Source organism: Bartonella tribocorum CIP 105476 (assembly GCF_000196435.1).
Classification (GTDB): domain Bacteria; phylum Pseudomonadota; class Alphaproteobacteria; order Rhizobiales; family Rhizobiaceae; genus Bartonella; species Bartonella tribocorum.
In genome coordinates this window covers 740,439-762,229 of record NC_010161.1, presented here as the reverse complement: position 1 = coordinate 762,229, position 21,791 = coordinate 740,439, and the positions used below count along the sequence as shown (strand labels likewise).

Genomic DNA, 21,791 nt, shown 5'->3' with positions numbered 1-21,791 from the left:
CTATTTTTGCGACAAACGCCTTAAGGAAAAAATATGAATCACCGTGATCCAGCATCTAATTCTGTGAAAAAGGTTAATACCAAGCATGAGGCACAAGTCATTATTGAGGATATTGATGCAGCACACAAAGAATTAGATATTATACAACAAGAAATTGACAAAGTTATTTTTGGGCAAAGTCATGTCATTGAATATGTTTTAACGGCTATTTTTGCTGGTGGTCATGCTCTTCTTGTCGGCGCTCCAGGGCTTGCAAAAACACGTCTTGTGGAAACATTGGGAACCGTTTTAGGGCTTGATGAAAAACGTATTCAATTTACCCCAGACTTAATGCCATCGGACATTATCGGTTCTGAAATTATGGATTCAGATAAAGAGGGAAAACGTTCTTTTCGCTACGTCCAAGGTCCTATTTTTACGCAACTTCTCATGGCCGATGAAATCAATCGTGCTTCTCCGCGCACGCAGTCAGCTCTTTTACAGGCTATGCAGGAATATCATGTAACCGTTGCAGGTACCCGTTATGATTTGCCACAACCTTTTCATGTTCTTGCAACGCAAAATCCCCTCGAACAAGAAGGGACCTATCCACTTCCTGAAGCTCAACTCGATCGCTTTTTGATGCAAATTAATATTGACTATCCTGATCTTACAACAGAGCGGCGGATCATTTTAGAAACAACACAAGAAAAAAAATCAAATGCAAAAGCAATTTTATCCGCCCAAAAATTGCAAAAAATTCAAAATATCGTTCGCAAAATGCCTCTTTCAGAAAATGTAATCGAAGCTATTTTAAAAATTGTTCGCTCAGCCCGCCCTGATAAAGACAATAGTCTTGCCAATACTTATGTTTCTTGGGGACCTGGACCGCGCGCAGCACAAGCCCTTTCACTTTGTGTTCGCGCTCGTGCTCTTTATTATGGGCGTTTAGCCCCCTCACTTGATGATGTTGAAGCATTGGCCTATCCCGTATTACAACACCGCATGGCACTTAATTTTTCTGCTCGTGCTGAAGATATAACCGTAAAAGATATTATCAATAACCTTGTGAAAGATGCTCTTTAAAATGGCACTTGGCAAAAAAGTTTTACAAAAATCTCCATTGTCTCTGGCAAAAGAGTTGTATAAGGATACTGGCAAAATGCCATATCTCCTTTTACAAGCACGTCATATTGCCAATACATTGATAACCGGCTGGCATGGACAACGCAAACGCGGTAATGGAGAAAATTTTTGGCAATTTCGTCCCTATATGGAAGGAGAATCCATTACCCGCATTGATTGGCGTCGCTCAGCGCGTGATGAAAATATGTATCTACGCGAGCACGAATGGCAAATGACACAAACCGTTTGGCTTTGGACTGATCAGAGCGCATCGATGCATTACTGTTCGCGCTTTTCTAAAATCTCTAAAGGCAATCATGCCATCATTTTGACCCTTGCCTTGGCATCACTTCTTGCACGCAGCGGTGAACATATTGCTATTCCCAACTTAATGCCTCCCACAATGACATCCAATGTTGTAGAACGAATAGCCTTTGCTTTAGAAGATTATTCAGATAAAAATTCATTTCCGGATTTCTCAACGATTACACGCTTTTCACATGCCATTATAATGAGTGATTTCCTCGACCATCCTAAAAAAATCATCCAACATTTAAACATTTTATCGACAAAACAGGTAACAGCTCATTTAATTGAAATCGCTGATCCTGCAGAAGAAAGCTTTCCCTACACAGGGCATACAGAATTTTCTGATCCTGAAACGAAAGAAAAACACATTTTTGGAAAAGCAGAAAATCTTCGTAAAAACTATTGTAAACTATATCAAGCACGGCGACAAGAATTGGTCAATTTTTGCGCACGCCAAGGGTGGTCTTATCACGTGAGTACAACGGATCAACCTTTAGCAGAAACCATTTTACATCTTGCAAATACAATGCGTGACTCTTCATTGCAAAAAAGGAGGGCACTTTGAGTTTTGCTGCTCCTTTTCTGTTATTAGGACTTTTGTTTCTACCGGTCATTTGGTGGCTGTTGCGGATAACCCCTCCATCTCCGCGTAAAGAGCTCTTTCCGCCTTTCGGTTTCTTACCCAAGCCAACTCATCAACAGAAAGAAGCAAAACATACCCCTTGGTGGTTTCTTTTGTTGCGTTTAACCATCGCTGCACTTGTTATCATCGCTCTAGCCCGCCCCACTTGGAATCAAAAACCAATAAGCTTTTCCGGATCTCACTCCCTTGCACTCATTATTGATAATGGTTGGGCATCTGTAAAAGAATGGAAAAAACGCATCTCTATCGCTGAAACGCTCCTTGCACAGGCAGAAAAACAGCAAAAAAATATTTATCTTGTTGCAACGGCTGAAAATGATATCTCCAATATAGAACCCCAACCAGCCAAGATTATAAAGAAGCATTTAATGCATTTGCAACCGCGTCCTTGGCCTGTCAATCGTGTGCATACCTTAAAAAAACTTAGCGAAATAACCAAAGGAAAACCTCTTGATATCGCTTATTTAAGTGATGGATTACAAACAAATGAAGATGAGCAAACTTTTGCTCTGCTTGAAGAATTAAAGCCTAAAAACTTCTTATGGTATTTGGCTGATATTTCCGATTTAACCGGCATAACATCCATAGAAAATAACGATGGAAATATGGTTGCGCGTATTATTCGCTCAACAACACATGGCACAACGCCTGTTACACTCAGCCTTTACGATTTAAACAATCAACTTCTCGGTCGATTTACAAAAAATTTCTCTGAAGGCGAAACAACAGCTCTTGTTCCTTTTGATGTCCCCCTTGAACTACGCAACGATATTGCTTGGATAAAAATCAATAACCAAAACCATGCTGCGGCAACTTTCTTAGTAGACAGCCATAACAGAATGAGCCGTGTTGCTCTTCTCTCCCCCGATACCAATGAAATGGCACAGCCTTTACTTTCTCCATTTTATTATATTATCAAAGCATTACGAGGCCACACACAGCTTATAACTTCCGGAGGAAGAGAACTTTCAACAGATATTGATCATTTGCTTAAACAAAATCCATCTGTTTTCATTATGGGCGACATGGTTAATATCCCTGAAAAAGCAGAAAAAAAGCTTTCTGATTTTGTGAATAAAGGGGGAACACTCATCCGCTTTGCAGGAGAAAAACTCAGTAGTGCAGAACATTACGATAGTCTTCTTCCGGTACCGCTACGTCAAGGGCAACGTTCTCTTGGAAGTATTATGTCTTGGACGAAACCACAAAAGCTTGCCCCTTTTGCAAAAAATAGCTTTTTCTTTGATCTTCCTTTTCCAGAAGATGTCACTATCTCGCGCCAAATCTTGGCAGAACCAATCCCAGATCTTTTTGAAAAAACATGGCTTAGCCTTTCGGATGGAACCCCTCTTATTACCGCAGCAAAACGTAGTAAAGGAACTCTCGTTCTCATTCATATTGCCCCTGACCCTACGTGGTCTAATCTTCCTCTTTCTGGCTTTTTTGCACAAATGTTGCAAAAACTAATCACATTAGGGTCTTACGAAAACACAAACCTAACACACAGAGAAAAAAGAACAATGGTCCAAAATCCTTGGCGAACTATAGCCGCTGATGGACAATTACAAGTACCACCCTCTGATGTTGTTCGACTGGTCTTTGACGCTCAAAATCCACCCCATCCTTCCTATCATACGCCTCCAGGACTTTATGGGGTTAAAAACGATTTTTATGCACTCAATCTCTTAACGGATTCATCGCACTTGATGAAACAATCATCATTGCCAACTTCTCTTAACAAGAGCCCTTTATCTTATAATACAAAAGAAAAAAATCTTATTGGTCCTCTTTTAGGATTAGCCCTCTTATTGTTCGCTTTTGATAATTTTCTCATTTTATGGATGGGAGGTATTTTTTCTTTTAATAAACGGCGTAATATATTTCTCCTCCCTCTCATCATTTTGATTGCCCTGTTTTCATATGACCCAAGGCTTCATGCACAAACGACAGAAAATTATCATGATAGTATAGAAGCTGCTGGTGCAACGCATCTTGCCTACGTTATAACCAACAATCATGAAATTGATACAACAAGTAAAAGTGGTCTAGAAGCCTTAAGCCAATTTATTGCAGAACGCACAATGCTTACCCCCGGCTCTGTTACAGCACTTGATCTCGATAAAGATGAACTCTCCTTTTATCCTCTTATTTACTGGCCCATTGATGTTAAGGGGCCTATACTAACTCCAAAAAATCTTGAAAAAATAAATAATTTTATGAAGCATGGGGGAACTATTTTATTTGACACGCGCGATCAGATAAAGAGCAATCTTAATCTTGAAGGAGATGCTACTCCAGAAACACAAAGATTACGAACCATCTTAAAAGGATTGAACATTCCCTCTATTGAGCCCGCATCAACAGATCACGTTGTTGCTCGTTCTTTTTATATTATGCCAGATTTTCCTGGTCTCTATCGTGGTTCACCTTTATGGATTGAATCCTCATCAACGAACAAAAAAAATAAAAATTCCCTTGCCAGCGGCGATAATGTAAGTTCCCTGCTTATCACCGCAAATAACTTTGCCGGTGCTTGGGCACTCGATGAAAAAGGGACATGGAAATATCCCCTTGTTCCCAATGATCCGATGCAACGTCTATGGGCATTTCGTGCAGGACTCAATATTGTCCTTTATGTGCTTACTGGAAACTATAAAGCAGACCAAGTTCATGTTCCAGCGCTCTTAGAACGCTTTAAAAGAGAAAGAAGGCAATGATACCACTGTTCACTTTTCAGCCTTTTTTACCGCTCTTTTGGATTCTGCTGTTAAGCGGAATATCCATTCTTTTTGTCGTTGTTGGTCTCGTTACACGACGTCAAGGATCTTTATTTCGTCTGATGACATTGAGCACTCTCATTCTTGCTTTGCTCAATCCAATGATTATCAAAGAACAGCGCGAACCCCTGAAAAGCACAGTAGGTATTGTTATTGATCGCAGCAAAAGCCAAACTTTTGGAGCACGAATAAAGGACAGTGATGAAGCGCGCGCGCAATTAATCGAAACATTGGCACATTATCCACAATTTGAACCACGTTTTATTGAAGCTGGAAAACTTACTGATAACCGATATGCTCCCTCAACGAAGTTGTTTAATGCTTTAACACAAGCACTTTCTGATGTACCGCCCTCTCGTTATGCCGGAACTATTTTTATCACTGATGGACAAGTGCATGACATTCCTGACCTATCAAATCTTCATCATGATGCACCTCTTAATGCTTTGATCACAGGGCGTTCGGATGAATTTGATCGTCAAATCAAGTTTATTTCTCCTCCACGCTTTGCCCTTGTCAATAAACCACAAAAGCTCTCCATTTTGGTAGAGGATCAAGGAGCCCCTCAAGAAACAATACCCCAGAAAGCCAATATTACACTTAGTGTTAATGGGCAAGAAGTTGGCCATTATTCTGTGACTCCTGGTATTATTTTTCAAACTGAAATTACCCTTACTCACGCTGAAAAAAATATTATCCAAGCGACAACTGAATCTTACAAAGCTGAACTAAGCTTTGAAAACAACCGCGCCATAACAACCATTGAAGGCATTAGAGAAAATTTACGCGTTCTTCTTATTTCAGGGGCCCCTTATAATGGAGAACGGACATGGCGAGACCTTTTAAAAGGCGACTCCAATATTGATCTTGTTCACTTTACGATTTTGCGTCCCCCCACCAAAGCAGATAATACGCCTTTAAGCCAATTATCCTTGGTGGTTTTTCCCACAAGAAAACTCTTTGTTGAAGAGATTAATAACTTTGATCTCATCATCCTTGATGGTTACCAGCACTCTGCTGTTCTGCCTTTAATCTATTATGATTATATTGCCCAATATGTACAAAAGGGTGGCGCATTGCTGATGGTAACAGGACCTGAATTTACCCAAAAAAACTCACTTGCAAAAACACCTTTAATAAGCATTCTACCGGCATTGCCTAATGGAGATATTATTGAAAAGCCTTTTCGTCCCACATTAACCAGAGAGGGTGAGCGTCATCCTGTTACGAGGGATCTTGCAACGCTTAACCTTCAGGCTTCTCAATGGGGGCGATGGCTGCGACAAATTGCTATTCAAAATAGTAACAACGGCATTGCTCTCATGAAAGGAGCCGATGAACAACCACTTTTACTTCTTTCCCATGTTGATAAAGGGCGTGTAGGTATGTTGCTTTCCGATGAAAGTTGGCTTTGGGCACGAGGTTTTGAAGGTGGTGGTCCTTATGCAGCTCTTTATCGTAGAATTGCCCATTGGCTCATGAAAGAACCAGAACTTGAGGAAGAAAAATTAAGCGCGACCAGCAGCCATCATCATTTAACAATTCGCCGCCAAACTCTGAAAGACCATCCAGAACCCGCTGAAATAACTTTTCCTTCTGGGAAAAAACAACAGATCATCCTTACTAAAGCGCAAGAAGGCCTCTTCACCGCAACTGCCGCCACTGATGAGACAGGGATTTTTACCATCAAAAATGGCGATCTAACAATACTGTCTTCTGTAGGGATGCTCGATAATCTTGAATTGTTTGACTTAATTTCAACACAAGAAAAATTAGCCCCTATTATTAAGCACACTGGTGGCTACATTGGACGTTTACACCCTGATGGAAAAGAAAACATTCATCTTCCTCCTTTCCAGCTGATTCAATCAAAAATAAGCCTATCATCTTCCCCAGCACATTCAATTATTTTGAAAGAAGCGACAGAAACTCGTTTAATCAATACCTTTTATTTTTCGGTATTTTCTGGTTTTTTGGCACTGCTTGTTTGCCTTTTACTGTTGAGCAGCATGTGGTATCGTGAAAGCCGTTAAAAAATCTTAAGATTTCGTAAAATAGTTTTAAAATTCAGCTTATCTTTTTATGTATTTACTTGTTTTTTATATTTAGATAAGGTATTGATTTATAATAAAATAATTTATCATTTATTCATATTGCGCTATTCTTCTCTGTAGGGTTTTCCTTATTTGTAATCCTTTCCATATTAAATCAATGAAAATTGTTCTCTTGCACATCATTAGAAGAGAATTGTATGAATAAAGACTATTGAAAAGGAGAAAAAAATGTTTCTTATGAATCCTATTAAAGTAAGGATTTTTATAAAGTTGGGATGAAGTAGTATGATGCTTTTGGTTAGCAACCTGTATAAGTGTAAAGATAGTAGTGCATAATAAATCTTATAAACGAGACTTTTCATAGAATTGAAAATTTTCGTGAAATGAAATCAAGCGCTCTAGAAAATATTTTTCCAAAAAATATGTGAATGTACAACATAATGATATTTTATTGGGGGATATTCCTCTTAAAGCGTTCTGTTTTGTGTAAAAACATCTCCCATTAAAAGTGATATATGGCAGCGTAAAGCCATAAAAAATCCTGATAAATACAATACATTCTTTTGCATTTTCACTGAGTGATTAGATTTTTTTATGATAATATTTGGTCGTATAAAAGCCGTTTAAAAATCTTAAAATTTTATGACTATTCTTTTAAAATTTATCCTATCATACAAAAGACATATCGGTTGCTAGGAATGATCTGTTGTATTGCCCTATTCTTTTTCATAAAAAATATAATACAACATCAATTCTCTCCAATATTTCATCGTATTTTCAATAGGCTATTTTTCATTTTACAATCCTCCTTGCCTTTCAGCATAAACTTATCTTATGCTTATTCTTTAAATCATTTTTAATACTCTATGAGATTTTATGTTTTATCTTGCCCATATATCGGATGTACATCTTTCCCCTCTTCCAAAACCTTCCCTTTTTGAACTTTCTGGAAAGCGTCTTACCGGTTATTTGAATTGGCAAAAAAAACGTAAGAATCAAATCACCATAAATGTCCTCGAAACTTTAATAGATGCCTTGAACCAAAAAAAGCCTGATCATCTTGTGATCTCTGGTGATCTTGTGAACCTTGCTCTCGATAAGGAATTTGAACAAGCTCATCGTTGGCTCCTTAACTTGGGACAACCTCAAGATATTTCTTTGACATTTGGAAATCACGATGCCTATGTCCGTGGAGCCCTTCAAAAAGCATGTACTCTCTTTAAACCTTGGATTACAGGTGACGTGCCTCAAAAAAGCGTCTTTCCTTTTCCTTATATGCGCATTCGCAAAGATGTCGCCATCATAGCTGCTTCTTCCGCCATTGCGACCCCCCCTTTTCACGCTTCTGGTTATTTTGGTAAAATGCAAGCGCAAATGTTACCGCACCTTTTAAATGAAGCAGCGCAGCGCAACCTTTTTCGTGTCGTCATGATCCACCATCCCCCTTTTCCCAAAGCAACGTCCTGGCATAAAAAATTACGGGATACAAAACGTTTTCTAAACGTTATTAAACATCACGGTTGCGAACTTATTCTTCACGGACATACTCATTTACCCACTTTAAAATACACTGAAGGACCAACTAAAAAAATCCCTATTGTTGGTGTTCCTTCTGCATCACAAGCTTTTGGTGATAAAAAACCACCCGCAGGCTTTAATTTATTTTCCATTGAACACTTACGAAATCAATGGCATTGTCAGTTGCAACGTTATAGCATTATCACCCCCCAAAACGAGATAGCCTGTACTGAAACAATTAATCTTTAAATACTCTTAAGCATATCCAACATTATCCAAACAATCTAAAGTGAAAATATTTTCACTTCATATTCCTTTATAAATCATAATTTTATTGCCCTTCTTCTCTGAACAAAATTCTCCCTTCTTTGTCGATAGATCAATTTCTCTCAGAGAGCTCCATTGGGAACCTCACTTATGTGACTGACTTTACAAATTCATTGGTTGACTTCCTTCCTATTCTCAAGAACAAAAATTCTACCATATCTGAACTATAAAAATCTGGATTTTTTCGTACGGGTGCATTCACCTGCCAATTGCGCATGTGATTTATCTCACAAAGTTTTATAAACCTTGCTTTGTACTTCCTCGCATACTCCTCCAAAAGCATCTCATAAAAAAAATACTCAATATCTACAGTCATAATATTTTTTAGGATAACAGATAATCTCATTTAGCTTCTATAGCTAAATATCAATGACGATAAAAAGTCCAATAACACCGAAAACATATCATTTCAATAATCCACTCCCCTTGCGATTCATAATCAAACGATGTTGGTTGATTTATGGTAAATAGATTTGAAATTATCCCCTACTCTTATACGCTACAGTTATTATCGTATATTTAAAAAATTTATAAAAAATGTTCGATTATATTTCAATAATAGGCATAGGTAATAACATTTTTTATGTCTTGATAAACTCTTAATTTTCTATCTCTTTTTTATTATAAATTACTTCATAATACTCTTTATAATTATTGTATTACTCTGTATTATTATCTATAATAAAGCATAAAATATCCAGTAATAATGAAAAATTATGCTATGAATTTTTATTATTATTGAGTTATCTTACGGATGTCGTTTCATGCGATTTTTTTTATTATTAAATAAAATATTTTATGATAATGTAAAACAACGAAAAGTTGATTGTACGAGAGATCTTTCCAATAAAAACAAAACGCCATTGTGTTTCCAATTCGTGCGTTTATTTTAAGGAGATCTCTTTTAAAGCCCCCAAACCTATTTCGTGACGGTGCCCGTGAGTGGTATAAGGATAAGCCCTTTGAGCTGCACCATCTTTATGTTTATGAAAAAAAAGTCGTACCATCTCACACTTTGCCAATCCCTAATGTAGCACAACCATTGAGACGATTCATAAGAGGCATTTTTTTCTTTCTTTAATATTTTTTATCCTCACAACTCTCTCAACTTTTGACGTACAAAAGACATGATTTCGATTGTTCCAACATACAATAAATAGGTTCAAAATGAGGGAATCTTATGATATTCGTAATTCTCATTCTGCATGAAATAGCGAATTATCTTTATAAATCAAGATATTATTCGGATAAAATAGCACCCAATCTGAGTGAAGGAATATTTTCCAGTATTTATTTGAAAAATAAAAGCCTCATTTGAAAATGAGGCTTTTAAATTGTTTAATTCTGCAAAAAATTAAAATTTATAAGCTACACCCACACGAAAATCGTTTGTCTTGTAGCTCATTTCAACTTTATCCTGTACGAACTTCTTCTTACCAAAATCCGAGTAACGATATTCCGCACGTACAATAACATTATCAGTCATTGCAAAATCAACACCCCCTCCAAGGGTATAACCAATCATGGTCTTTTTTTCATCATGCAACCAATCGGAAGAATCAATTGCTCTACTTTCGCTATCAGCTACCGTTGCGCTATCAACGACTGCCGACAAAATATTCTGAAGCTGCGTATAAGCAATCCCTCCCGAAACATAAGGCATCATACGTTCAAATGCAAAACCAACTTTCACCCGCGTAGCACCAGACCATTTTTGTTTTAAAGTATGACTTACACCTTCAACAAGCGTTGTTGAAGCATCTTCATGAGAATCTCTTGTGTGACTTGTTTTTTCTAAAGATTTTTTTTCTCCAGTTTCATCTTTCTTCGGTAGAAGGATATCCTTCGTACTCTTTTTATTAGACCACATAACATCTGTATCAATACCTATAATAAAACCATTATCGATATCAATATTCGAACCGGCATAAACGCCCCCCATAAAACCAGAAAGTTTAGGTAAATACTCTTTTTCAACTGGATTCCATATCCCTGTCTCTTTTGTTAAATAATTTGCAGTTGTTTTACCTGAAAAGTTACCAATCTGCCCTCCAAGATAAAATCCTGTCCAAGAAAAAGAAGGCACTGTAATAACAGGAACAGGCTGCTCAGAAACAACGATATCTGCTGCCTGTAATACAGAAATTGAAATTAAAGAAAAGATAGATGTTGAGATTAAATACTTTGTAATCATAATTGCTCCCCTAAAAGCTAATGTGATACATAAATAATAGTAAATCGTTTCACACTTTTTGAAAAAAATCTATAGCAAAAATGACACACTTATAAAAAATTAAATTTTATACTTTAAACAATAAAAGTATTTTTTTAATAAATATATTATAAAAAATTTTAAATATGCTTTACATTTCCATTAATTATTACTCTATAATATCTTTTATATCTTCATATTTTTCATTATTATCGAGCATTGTATAAATAATTATAATATCAATTTTTTGAAAAAATGAGAGCGATAATCAATAAAAATCTTTGTCTTATTTACTTAAATATCTTCGTAATATGAGTGTTATAAGAAGTCATATATAACCACTCCCTCTATAAGAGGTTATCTAAAACTGGGTGATAAAAAACACTCTTGTCCATATTCTTATGTTGAAGATTTCTCAATTCATCAGTGTATCTAAGAGACTGCTGCTTTATAAATGAGCCATATGCTTCTATCATCTCCATGAACTAAGGTTATAATCACTCACTAAAAGGTCGTCACTACATTGCTTTTTTATAAAGAATAATGCCTAGAATAAGCTCATTGAACAAAAAAATCTTTCATCACGCTTGAAAAACCAATTAGAGAAAAATTTTTACTCTCTAAAGCTCTCAAGCATATAATGAAATATCAAAATTAAGATATAAAAATGGAATGAATAGTGTTTATTATTTTATAATATCTGTTTATGTTTTATCTAAAAATAATTTCATAAAATTATTATAAAATATATTTTTAATATTTCATAATTTTTGTAAAAACTGAACAGACCAATTGCCCAGTTTCTGCAATTAATTTTTCAACACGAAGTAAATCAGGTTCACCAACACTATTTAACAAAAGGTCACTTAATCCAGGTGGCATATCATTGGGATCAAGAGGATCATTTAAGCAAAGTCGTATAATTTGACTCAAATTTGTATAAAGACCATAGGCATAACGTAAATCAGCAATACATGATTGATTAAGAAAACCATTTGGTAAATGGTCTAAAATATCCGCTGTCGTCGCACCAATTTTAAACTCAATGACATGCGTAATAAGAGCAAATTGAGCGATAAACTCCAAGTCCATAATGCCACCAGACATCGTTTTAAAATCCCATTGATTTTTTGGCGGCTTTTCTTTTGCAATCAAAGAGCGCATTTCACACACTTCTTTTGCGACTTGGTTCTTATTACGAGAAACAGCAATAATTGTACACACTTCATTTTCTAACTTTTGTAAAAAATCAGGATCTCCTGTAATGCCTCGAGCTCTTGTTAAAGCGAGATATTCCCATACCCATGCTTCTTGACGATAATATTTTTTAAAAAATGGAAAAGAAACAGCAATAGGTCCTTTATTACCTAAGGGCCGTAACCTTAAATCAACAGCATAAAGAACACCTTGGCTTGTAAGTGTAGATAAAGAAGAAACGAGGCGCTGTGCTAAACGCGTATAATATTGAGAGATGTAAAGAGGCTTTTCTCCATCAGATATTTCTGCATCATCATCGTGTTCATAAAGCAAAATGATATCAACATCCGAACCCGCTGTTAATTCATGACTTCCAAGTTTCCCCATTCCCAATATGCCAACACGTCCCCCTTTAATACGGCCATGAAGACGAGAAAACTCCTCTTGAACAGCAGAAAATGTTTTTGTAATCATAAGATCAGCAAGCGCAGTAAAAGCAAAACCTGCTCTTTCTCCTGTAATTGTACCATTCAAAATTCGAATACCAATCAAAAAACGTTGTTCATCTGCAAAAATCCTTAAATGATCGAGAATTTCCTCATAGGAAAGAACATCTTCAAGGAAATATTCAAGCCGTTTTTCTAAATAAGTTTTTGTCGGTAATTCTGAAAGAATATTTGGATCTAACATTCCATCAAAAACGTGAGATCTGCGTGTAATAATTTCCGCAAGACGTGGTGCAGCCCCCATAATAAGGACAAGCATATCTAAAAGAGAGGGATTAGACTGCAAAAGACTAAAAAGCTGAATTCCTGAGGGTAAGCCCTGTAAAAAACGATCAAAGCGCAACATCGCCTCATCGGCTCGTTTTGTTGCGCCAAAAGCTTTCAAAAGAGCTGGTGTTAATTCTGTTAATCTCTCACGCGCTTCAGCGGATTGCGTTGCTTTATAACGACCACAATGGAGGGTACGCATAATCCGACAAATATCACTCGCTCTTTCAAAACCTAAATGGCTTAATGTTATTAATGTCTCCGGATCATCTTCTTCTCCTGTAAAAACTAAATTACCAATTTCTAAACCAAGCTCCTGTTCATTCTCAAACAGTGCTGCATAGTGTTTTTCAACAACCTGAAGTGTTTTTAATAAATCACGGATAAAACTGCTCCTGTCGTGATAACCCATTAAATAAGCAATACTCGTAAATTGAGAAATATCACTTGGAAGAAGATGCGTTTGTTCATCCGCAAGCATCTGAATACGATGTTCCACATTTCTTAGAAAAGCATAACTTTTTATAAGATTATCTCTTGTTTCCTCACTAATCCAACCAAGCGTATGAAGTTCTGCTAACATTGCAACTGTCTGACGTCCACGTAATTGAGGAAAACGTCCACCAGCAATAAGTTGTTGTGTCTGGACAAAAAACTCAATTTCACGAATACCACCACGACCTAACTTTATATTATGGCCATAAGCCGCAATTTGACCATAATTTTTATACGCATGAATTTGACGTTTGATCGAATGAATATCAGCAATCGCAGCATAATCTAAATATTTTCGCCACACATAAGGAAAAAGCTCTTTCAGAAAGTGAAAGCCTGCTTTTTTATCGCCAGCAACTGGACGTGCTTTAATCATAGCCGCTCGTTCCCAATTTTGTCCACGCCCTTCGTAATAACGCAAGGCAGTCCTTACTGGTAAAGCCAAAGGTGTTGATCCTGGATCTGGACGAAGACGAAAATCAAGACGAAAAACATATCCTTCCGCAGTGCGCTCTTGAATGATACGGATTAATCGACGTACCATTTTAGAAAATACGTCGACACTTTCAGAAAGATTACCAATATGAGGGGACGTTTCATCAATGAAAACAATAAGATCAATATCAGAAGAATAATTAAGTTCTCCTGCTCCTAATTTTCCCATCCCTAAAATGATTAAACCACAGTCTTTTTCCGGATTCTCATGGTTCAGCAAATTGATCTTACCATGATCATGGGCTTCTCTTAAGAGAAAACGCAATGCTACACCTAATGCAGCTTCACCCAAACGCGTCAACCAAGCACATGAAACTTCATAAGTAAAGACACCACTCAAATCAGCTAAAGCAATGAGAACGTGCGCTTCTCGCTTTTTACACCTTAAAGCAGCCATCAATGAAGTTTCATTTGTAGATTCATCCTTATCGATAACCGTAATATCATCGATAATTTTGCTCAGCCTTGTTTCTATATCAACATGCAATAAAGGACTAAGATACGATGGATTAGCAATTAAAACCTCACGCAAAAAAGGAGATAAGGTCATAACCGCACGGATAAAATCAATCTGCATTCCATTTTCTGAAATAATGGAAACAAGCGGTTCTAAACCTTCTTTCCTTGCTTGTTCTTCCATGTCTTTTAACCACTGGGAACCACTCTCATTGAGAGGGCATAAAGGGAGAAGCTGTGTTTTTAAAAAAGCTTGTTTCATCTCATCTCCCTTGAAAAGCATTTTGCCTTCCTTATCCATTGCATTATACTTTTAAAACAGTCGTTCCGTATGAAAAGAAAAAAATGAAGAAAATATTTTTAAGGAAATAACAAAACAACCCTAAGCCCTGGATTTGCATTTTCAAATAACAATTCACCCCCGTGCAGCTTCATAACTGCTTTTGCTATACTTAAACCAATCCCAAAGCCAGGTTGTGTACGGCTTTCTTCAAGACGAACAAATCGTTCTGTGACTTTTTCACGTTTATCCTCTGCTATTCCTGGACCATTATCGCTTACAACAACTAATAAATGTTCATCACGATATTCCATTGATAAGCAAACCTTCGCTTTTTCCCTATCTTTAGATGCATATTTAATTGCATTATCGATAAGATTAAAAATTGTCTGCGCAATAAGCTCACGATTCAATTTAAGCTCTTTATCAAATATATCTCCTAACTGAAGTAAAACACCTGACTCTTCAGCAAAAGGTTCGTAAAGCTCAACAGCATCTTCAAGGATCAGTTTCATATTCATCATCTCAAGATGCTCAATTGCACTGCTCGCTTCGATGCGTGAAATCATTAAAATCGCATTAAATGTACGAATAAGTTGATCTGATTCAGCAATAACACTCTCAAGAACCTGACGATATTCAAGCTTTGTCTTATTTGCCGAAAGCGCCTCTTCAGAACGATTTCTAAGACGCGTTAACGGTGTTTTCAGATCATGAGCAATATTATCTGATACTTGACGCAAACCAACATTTAACTCTTCAATGCGATCTAACATAACATTAAGATTCGTTGACAATCGATCAAACTCATCTCCTACCCCAGAAACCGGTAAACGCCCACTGAAATCACCATCCATCAAGCGCCGTGACGCTGCCGTGACCTGATCAATCCTTTGTAAAGCTCTCCTGCCAACAAAAAACCATATGAGTAAAGCGCCTCCCACCATTGCAGCAAGTGCAATGATCACAGCTTTACGAATAACCGCGGCAAAACGTTCTGGCTCATCTAAATCGCGTCCTATAAGAATCTTCATAGCATTAGGCAAATCAAAAACAACCGCCAAAGCGCGATGTTCACTTGTTTTGCCATGTTCTCCAAAACGTGAATACAAAAAGGAGGTCGAAATAAAACCACTCTGATTTAAAAGACCTAATTCAATACGTGCTACATTGCCTGCTAAAATACGCCCCATAGGATCCGTGACAAGATAAAGAAATGCCCCTGGTTGTCTTGAACGATAATCTATCGTGCGTATTAATAAAGGAAGCCCTCCATAATTATAAGCATTTTCAATATACTTTAATTCTTCATGTAAAGCTTGTTCAGTTTGCTCTGTTAACAACGAAGCAGAAAATGCCGTCATATAAATAGAAAGACTTGTTGCCACCAATCCAAACAATAAAATGTAAAGCGCTGAAAGCCTTAGCGCTGTCGTGCGCATTATATTAATCAAACGATTCATGCTTTGTTATCTGGTGCTTTCAGCATATATCCAGCGCCTCGCACAGTATGAAGAAGCGGAACATCAAAATCTTTTTCAATTTTGGCTCTCAAACGAGAAATATGGACATCAATGACATTTGTTTGTGGATCAAAATGATAATCCCAAACATTTTCCAAAAGCATAGTGCGTGTAACAACCTGCCCCGCATAGCGCATCAAATATTCAAGTAAACGAAACTCACGTGGTTGCAATAGAATGTTTCTATCACCCCGTTTTACCGTATGAGCTAACCGATCAAGCTCAAGATTGCTTACGCAATAAACAGTTTCTGCTTCTTTAGGATTCTTCCGCCGTTGCAAAACTTCAACACGCGCAAGAAGTTCAGAAAAAGCATAAGGCTTTGTCAAATAATCATCCGCCCCTGCACGCAAACCCGTCACACGGTCATTTACTTGCCCTAAAGCTGAAAGGATGAGAACCGGTGTTTCATTGCCTTTAGCCCGCAATTCAGTAATAATAGAAAGGCCATCACGATGCAAAAGCATTCGATCAACAACCATAACATCATAATTTTCCGTGGTCGCTAAAGCGTATCCCGTATCACCATCATAGGCAACATCAATGGAATGCCCTACCTCCAAAAAAGCTTTTTCGAGATAACGTCCTGTCTCACGATCATCTTCGATAACGAGTATTTTCATAAAACGCATCTCCGTTATTTTTATAAAATTACTTGTAGGACAGAAATCTAAAAAATCTCTGTCCCACTCATCATAAAGTGCTATTTTTTGAAAATTGGAAGAGCGACAAAACGATTTTGATCATTTGTTCGGATCTGTAGAAGTATCGCTTTTCGCCCTAGTTTTTGGGCATTTTTGATTGCATCAGTAATATCAGAGGTTTTTTTAACAGATTTATTATTCACTGTTACAATGACATCACCTGGGCGGATTCCCTTATCTGCAGCATCTGAATCCGAATCCACATCTGTTACAACCAATCCTAAGCCATCGTCAGAAGGAGAAACAATTAACCCATAATCTTCCAATGTTTCATCTGAATCACCACGTTCATTTAAATATTTTGAATTTTCTTTCTTCCCTTCATCTTCAGGCATTGCAGCAAGTTTAACTTTGATCTTTTCCTCCTTACCGGATCTCAAAATCCCTAAAGTCACGGTGTCTTCCGGACTCATATTTGCAATACGCTTTGCCAAGTCACGAGAATCATTAACTTTCTCATCATTTACTGAAATAATGACATCACCTGCCTTGATACCAGCCTTTGCTGCTGGTCCTTTTAATGGATCCGTAACCAAAGCACCTTTCGCGTCTTTCAAACCTATCGAATCAGAAATTTCTTTCGTTACTGGCTGAATCATAACCCCAAGCCAACCACGTTGAACTGAACCTTTTTCGATAAGTTGTTGCACAACCTGTTTCGCTGTCCCTGCCGGAATAGCAAAAGCGATCCCAACATTGCCTCCTGAAGGAGAAAAAATCGCCGTATTAACGCCAACAACCTTGCCATTCAAATCAAAAGTTGGACCTCCAGAATTTCCTCTATTAACAGCAGCATCAATCTGAATAAAATCATCATAAACACCCGTACCAATATCACGCCCACGTGCCGAAACAATACCTGCTGTCACAGTTCCACCAAGACCAAATGGATTACCAATAGCAACAACCCAATCTCCAACACGAAGCTTTGAATCATCCCCAAAATCAACATAGGAAAATTTTCTTGTATCATTCACCTTTAATACAGCAAGGTCGGTTTTAGGATCTTTCCCAATGAGCTTTGCATTCAATTCTGTACCATCATCAAGAACAACAGTATAACTTGTCCCGTCAGAAATTACATGATCATTGGTCACAATATAACCATCAGATGAAATAAAAAAACCCGATCCAAAAGCAACAGGACGGAGTCTTTGTGAATGATTGGGAAATTTATTTTTAGGCTTATCAAAATCATAAAACTCTTTAAAAAGCCTTTTCAAAGGATGTTGATCGGGTAATTGGTCAATCCCTGGACCACTAAAAAAGTTGCTAAAGAACCAATCTTCTTTCTTTTTATTGCTCTTTACTTGCACCGCAACAACCGCTGGTTTTACTTGAGCAACGATATCAGCAAACCCTTGTTGTTGCACTAACGAAGTAAACACAGAACTCGCATGAGCCTTTGTCATCCATAAGCTTGATGCGCACCCACTAAAAAACAGTGCACTCTCTAATACGGCCGAAAAACTTACTGCGACAAATGTTTTAAAGAAAGTTTTTTTTAACATTTATTCCATGCTCCTATTCAATCATACTTTCTATCCCAATCTGATCCCTTATAAAATACCAGACCTTACCGTTTTCTGTCTAAATTGTTAAAGTTTTGTAAGGTTTCAGTATCCTCCATATAATGACAATAAAGTTCAATGTTTATTGCAAATGATCTGAACTTTTCTTTTATGTAACATTTTTTTAATGCAATGGTATCTTTGACTGTTCTTTTTCATCCACATAAATTATTATTTCTCATACTTATACCGTTTTAACTGTAAAAATATGACGCTTGCGCCAATAATGATAATAATCAAAGGCGAAAACCATAAAAACCATGTTGTTTTATTTAATGGTGGTTTTAGGAGAACAACTTCACCATATCGTTCAACAAGAAAGTCAATCACTTGCTGATTGCTATAACCCATTTTTAGTTTTTCTCGAATTAAAAGCCTTAAATCACGTGCCAGAGAAGCATCTGAATCATCAATTGATTGATTTTGACAAACCGGACAACGTAAATGCGATGAAATATCGCGCGCGCGTCTTTCAAGAACTGTATCCTTTAAAATCTCATCCGGCTCTACTGCTATCGCTAATCGAAAAGGAAACGTTGCGATTAAAAAAAATAAAATCCAAAGATTTTTTTTCATCTCAATATCTTCTCCAAAAATTTAAAGCAAACAGCCCCCTCTTGTACACTCCAGTGCGAAACCAATACCCCAGAAGAGAAAAACATCCTCCCATAGCCATCATGAATGCCCCTAACCAAATGCATATGATATAAGGCTTCCACCATATATGCACAACAAGCCCCCGATTATCGAAATGTCCCGGCACAATATAGAGCTGCGATAAACCATGATTTTGAAGACCAACTTCTGTTGTTGATGTATTTTGGCTTGCATAAAATCTCTTTGAAGCTGTTACATGACCCACGATTTTTTTATTTTCATATATTTTAAAACGAAACTCCATTGCCGAATAATTCGAACCAAAACGATTATGCACGGTATCAAAATGAAGCGTTTTATCTGCTATCGTCACCCACTCTCCTATGTTCATGGTTAAAATACGTTCTTGCCCGAAACTTGCCACACAAACAATACCAAATAATGTAACGCCCAATCCCATATGTGCCATTGCTGCACCAAAAACAGACCATGGCAATCCAAGAAATCTCTTAACACGTACTGAAAAAGCTTTCTTGCCATAACCACTCTTTCCCCACAGATCCGCTAAACTGCCTAAAAAAACAAATGCTGAGAGCCCAATGCCTAAAACTGCGAGAATATCACGCAAAGATGTCGCATAAAATAATATAAAACAGACAGTAGCAACTAAGACAAAAACAAACCACAACCGTTCAAAAACTGCGAAAAAATCACCGCGTTTCCATGCCATCATTGGCCCAAACGGAACAAGAAACAACAGCAAAAGCATGAGCGGTCCACAGGTAAGATTAAAAAAAGCAGCCCCTACAGAAATTTTTTGCCCTGTTAACATCTCAATAAAATAAGGATAGAGCGTACCAATCAATACTGTTGCTGTTGTTGTTGTTAGTAATAAGTTATTTAAAACAATAAACCCTTCACGCGAAATTGGTTGAAAAAAGCTTTCTGTTCTTAAAAGAGGGATGCGCAAAGCAAAAAGAAGAAAAGCCGCTCCCGTGAAGAAAAATAAAATTGCAAGAATTGCTTGCCCCCGTGCTGGATCAACAGCAAAACTATGAACAGAAACCAAAAGTCCCGAACGAACAAGAAACGTTCCCATCAGAGAAAAAGAAAAAGTGAGCAATGCTAAAAACAAAGTCCAACTTTTCAATATTCCTCGTTTTTCGAGAACAAGAGCAGAATGTAAAAGAGCCGTTCCTGAAAGCCAAGGCATAAACGAAACATTTTCAACAGGATCCCAAAACCAATACCCTCCCCACCCTAGCTCATAATAAGCCCAATAGGAGCCAACCATAATCCCCAATGTCAAAAAACACCAAGAAAGTAAAAGCCAAGGACGCACCCAACGTGCCCAAATCTTATCGATATGCCCGATAATCAATGCCGCAATGGCAAAAGAAAAGCAGAGTGAAAAACCAACATAACCTAAATAAAGAAGGGGGGGATGAATCGCTAATGCGATATCTTGTAAAAGAGGATTGAGATCATTTCCCTGTAATGCTGGTGGATACACACGTAAAAATGGGTTCGATACAAAAAGAATAAATAAAAGAAAAGCGCTTGTAATCCAACTTTGGCAAATTAAAATGAGTGTCTTAAAATCTTCTGGCAAATCTTGGCTAAAGAAAGCCATCAATGCACTAAAAAAAGTGAGACATAAAACCCATAACAACATAGAACCTTCGTGGTTGCCCCAAATACCCGTGATTTTATAGAGCATCGGTTTTTCTGAATGAGAATTCTCAATAACGTTCAAAACAGAAAAATCAGATACGGCGTGAGCGTAAATCATTACTAAAAAAGATAAGAGCAATAATGTAAAAGTGATGTATGTTAAAGGAATAGCTGTTTGCATTAACAAACGCTCTTTCTTCCAAAAACCTAAAGCAGGTAAGAAAGCTTCTAATAAGCTTACAGCAAGTGCTGCAGCTAAAAAAATATGCCCCAGTTCGACAAGCACAATCGAATTATTTCTCCACACTGTAATGTTTTTTTAAGCGATCAACGGTTTCTTTAGGCATATAAGTTGCATCATGTTTTGCGAGAATACGCGTCCCTATAAAAAAACCCTGTTTATCAAAATGCCCTTCTACAATCACTCCCTGACCTTCACGAAAAAGATCTGGTAAGGCACCATTGAAAACCACTTTTTCATGTTTTTTGTTATCCGTTACAAAAAAAATAACACCACTCTCTCCCACATATCGAACGGTTCCCTTTTCAACAAAGCCGCCCAAACGCAAAGGGCGTCCCGTTAAAATATCTTCTCTTGTAATTTCAGAGGGCATTCTAAAAAAACTGACCGCATGACGCATTGCATACACGACGAGGCTTGCTGCAATTGCCATAACCAAACAACATAATAAGATGATCAGTAAGCGCTTTTTTTTTCGCTGCTTTAAAATAACCTTCAACGAAGCAGAATTCTCTAAAGAGGAATTGTTCATAATCTACGAAAAAATTTTAAACACGTTATACAAACACCCATTTCTATAGTTTATTTTTTAAAGAGTTTTGCACATCTTCTATAGAGGCGCAACTTTTTATCCAATACTTTACCTTTGCTAATAAGTTTACCAATACTTTTCTTCTTTTTTTGATTTTTACACCAATTTTATTTAATCTATAACGACTTCTGCCGCGCTCTTGACATTTTTCATTTCTGTTCTTCGCCCCCTCCACATACACCTTCCATTTCTAAGATGATTACTGCTCTTATCATTCTAAATAGCTTTTCTCTTTTTATTTCTCTATCT

At 37.1% G+C, this 21,791-nt stretch carries 13 protein-coding genes; 5 read left to right on the top strand and 8 right to left on the bottom strand.

What is annotated here, in order from left to right:
• The first annotated feature begins 33 nt into the window (after positions 1-33).
• The 5 genes from BTR_RS03425 to BTR_RS03405 all read left to right on the top strand — a co-directional run bounded on the left by BTR_RS03425 (position 34) and on the right by BTR_RS03405 (position 8,654).
• Complete coding sequence (locus BTR_RS03425) at positions 34-1,065, top strand: AAA family ATPase (protein ID WP_012231251.1); 1,032 nt, start codon at positions 34-36, stop codon at positions 1,063-1,065.
• Between the two features lies 1 nt (position 1,066).
• Positions 1,067-1,978 carry a DUF58 domain-containing protein gene (locus tag BTR_RS03420; RefSeq protein WP_038474517.1) on the top strand — a complete coding sequence of 304 codons (912 nt, stop codon included), beginning with the start codon at positions 1,067-1,069 and terminating at the stop codon, positions 1,976-1,978.
• Positions 1,975-4,773: a DUF4159 domain-containing protein gene (locus tag BTR_RS03415; RefSeq protein WP_012231249.1), complete on the top strand. Its 2,799-nt coding sequence runs from the start codon at positions 1,975-1,977 to the stop codon at positions 4,771-4,773. Before BTR_RS03420 ends, BTR_RS03415 begins: the two co-directional genes overlap by 4 nt.
• Complete coding sequence (locus tag BTR_RS03410; protein WP_012231248.1) at positions 4,770-6,866, top strand: glutamine amidotransferase; 2,097 nt, start codon at positions 4,770-4,772, stop codon at positions 6,864-6,866. The genes BTR_RS03415 and BTR_RS03410 overlap by 4 nt, the downstream gene beginning before the upstream one ends.
• Before the next feature lie 897 nt (positions 6,867-7,763).
• Positions 7,764-8,654 carry a metallophosphoesterase family protein gene (locus BTR_RS03405; protein ID WP_012231247.1) on the top strand — a complete coding sequence of 297 codons (891 nt, stop codon included), beginning with the start codon at positions 7,764-7,766 and terminating at the stop codon, positions 8,652-8,654.
• Between the two features lie 1,432 nt (positions 8,655-10,086).
• Here BTR_RS03405 and BTR_RS03390 read toward each other — a convergent pair.
• The 8 genes from BTR_RS03390 to ccmE form a co-directional block, all read right to left on the bottom strand.
• Positions 10,087-10,926, bottom strand: coding sequence for an outer membrane protein (locus BTR_RS03390; protein WP_012231245.1), 840 nt, complete (start codon positions 10,924-10,926; stop codon positions 10,087-10,089).
• A gap of 771 nt (positions 10,927-11,697) precedes the next feature.
• Complete coding sequence (locus tag BTR_RS03385) at positions 11,698-14,622, bottom strand: bifunctional [glutamine synthetase] adenylyltransferase/[glutamine synthetase]-adenylyl-L-tyrosine phosphorylase (RefSeq protein WP_012231244.1); 2,925 nt, start codon at positions 14,620-14,622, stop codon at positions 11,698-11,700.
• A 98-nt stretch (positions 14,623-14,720) separates the two neighbouring features.
• Entirely contained in the window at positions 14,721-16,103 is a 1,383-nt protein-coding gene (locus tag BTR_RS03380; protein WP_012231243.1) for a sensor histidine kinase, read from the bottom strand.
• A complete protein-coding gene (locus tag BTR_RS03375; protein WP_012231242.1) occupies positions 16,100-16,786 on the bottom strand; it encodes a response regulator transcription factor in 687 nt (228 codons plus the stop codon). Before BTR_RS03375 ends, BTR_RS03380 begins: the two co-directional genes overlap by 4 nt.
• 80 nt (positions 16,787-16,866) lie before the next feature.
• Positions 16,867-18,378: a Do family serine endopeptidase gene (locus BTR_RS03370; RefSeq protein ID WP_012231241.1), complete on the bottom strand. Its 1,512-nt coding sequence runs from the start codon at positions 18,376-18,378 to the stop codon at positions 16,867-16,869.
• A gap of 231 nt (positions 18,379-18,609) precedes the next feature.
• Positions 18,610-19,014, bottom strand: a complete 405-nt coding sequence (locus tag BTR_RS03365; RefSeq protein ID WP_012231240.1) for a cytochrome c-type biogenesis protein — start codon at positions 19,012-19,014, stop codon at positions 18,610-18,612.
• 1 nt (position 19,015) lies between these two features.
• A complete protein-coding gene (locus BTR_RS03360) occupies positions 19,016-20,995 on the bottom strand; it encodes a heme lyase CcmF/NrfE family subunit (RefSeq protein WP_038474514.1) in 1,980 nt (659 codons plus the stop codon).
• Positions 20,996-21,002: 7 nt separating this feature from the next.
• On the bottom strand, positions 21,003-21,482 hold the full coding sequence (gene ccmE, locus BTR_RS03355) for a cytochrome c maturation protein CcmE (protein ID WP_012231238.1): 480 nt from the start codon (positions 21,480-21,482) through the stop codon (positions 21,003-21,005).
• Between the last annotated feature and the right edge of the window lie 309 nt (positions 21,483-21,791).

What these genes read in the sequence shown, in the direction of transcription:
- BTR_RS03425 (WP_012231251.1), top strand. Translation starts at nt 34, where the DNA reads ATGAATCACCGTGATCCAGCATCTAATTCTGTGAAAAAGGTTAATACC.
- BTR_RS03420 (WP_038474517.1), top strand. Translation starts at nt 1,067, where the DNA reads ATGGCACTTGGCAAAAAAGTTTTACAAAAATCTCCATTGTCTCTGGCA.
- BTR_RS03410 (WP_012231248.1), top strand. Translation starts at nt 4,770, where the DNA reads ATGATACCACTGTTCACTTTTCAGCCTTTTTTACCGCTCTTTTGGATT.
- BTR_RS03405 (WP_012231247.1), top strand. Translation starts at nt 7,764, where the DNA reads ATGTTTTATCTTGCCCATATATCGGATGTACATCTTTCCCCTCTTCCA.
- BTR_RS03390 (WP_012231245.1), bottom strand. Translation starts at nt 10,926, where the DNA reads ATGATTACAAAGTATTTAATCTCAACATCTATCTTTTCTTTAATTTCA.
- BTR_RS03385 (WP_012231244.1), bottom strand. Translation starts at nt 14,622, where the DNA reads ATGAAACAAGCTTTTTTAAAAACACAGCTTCTCCCTTTATGCCCTCTC.
- BTR_RS03380 (WP_012231243.1), bottom strand. Translation starts at nt 16,103, where the DNA reads ATGAATCGTTTGATTAATATAATGCGCACGACAGCGCTAAGGCTTTCA.
- BTR_RS03375 (WP_012231242.1), bottom strand. Translation starts at nt 16,786, where the DNA reads ATGAAAATACTCGTTATCGAAGATGATCGTGAGACAGGACGTTATCTC.
- BTR_RS03370 (WP_012231241.1), bottom strand. Translation starts at nt 18,378, where the DNA reads ATGTTAAAAAAAACTTTCTTTAAAACATTTGTCGCAGTAAGTTTTTCG.
- BTR_RS03365 (WP_012231240.1), bottom strand. Translation starts at nt 19,014, where the DNA reads ATGAAAAAAAATCTTTGGATTTTATTTTTTTTAATCGCAACGTTTCCT.
- ccmE (WP_012231238.1), bottom strand. Translation starts at nt 21,482, where the DNA reads ATGAACAATTCCTCTTTAGAGAATTCTGCTTCGTTGAAGGTTATTTTA.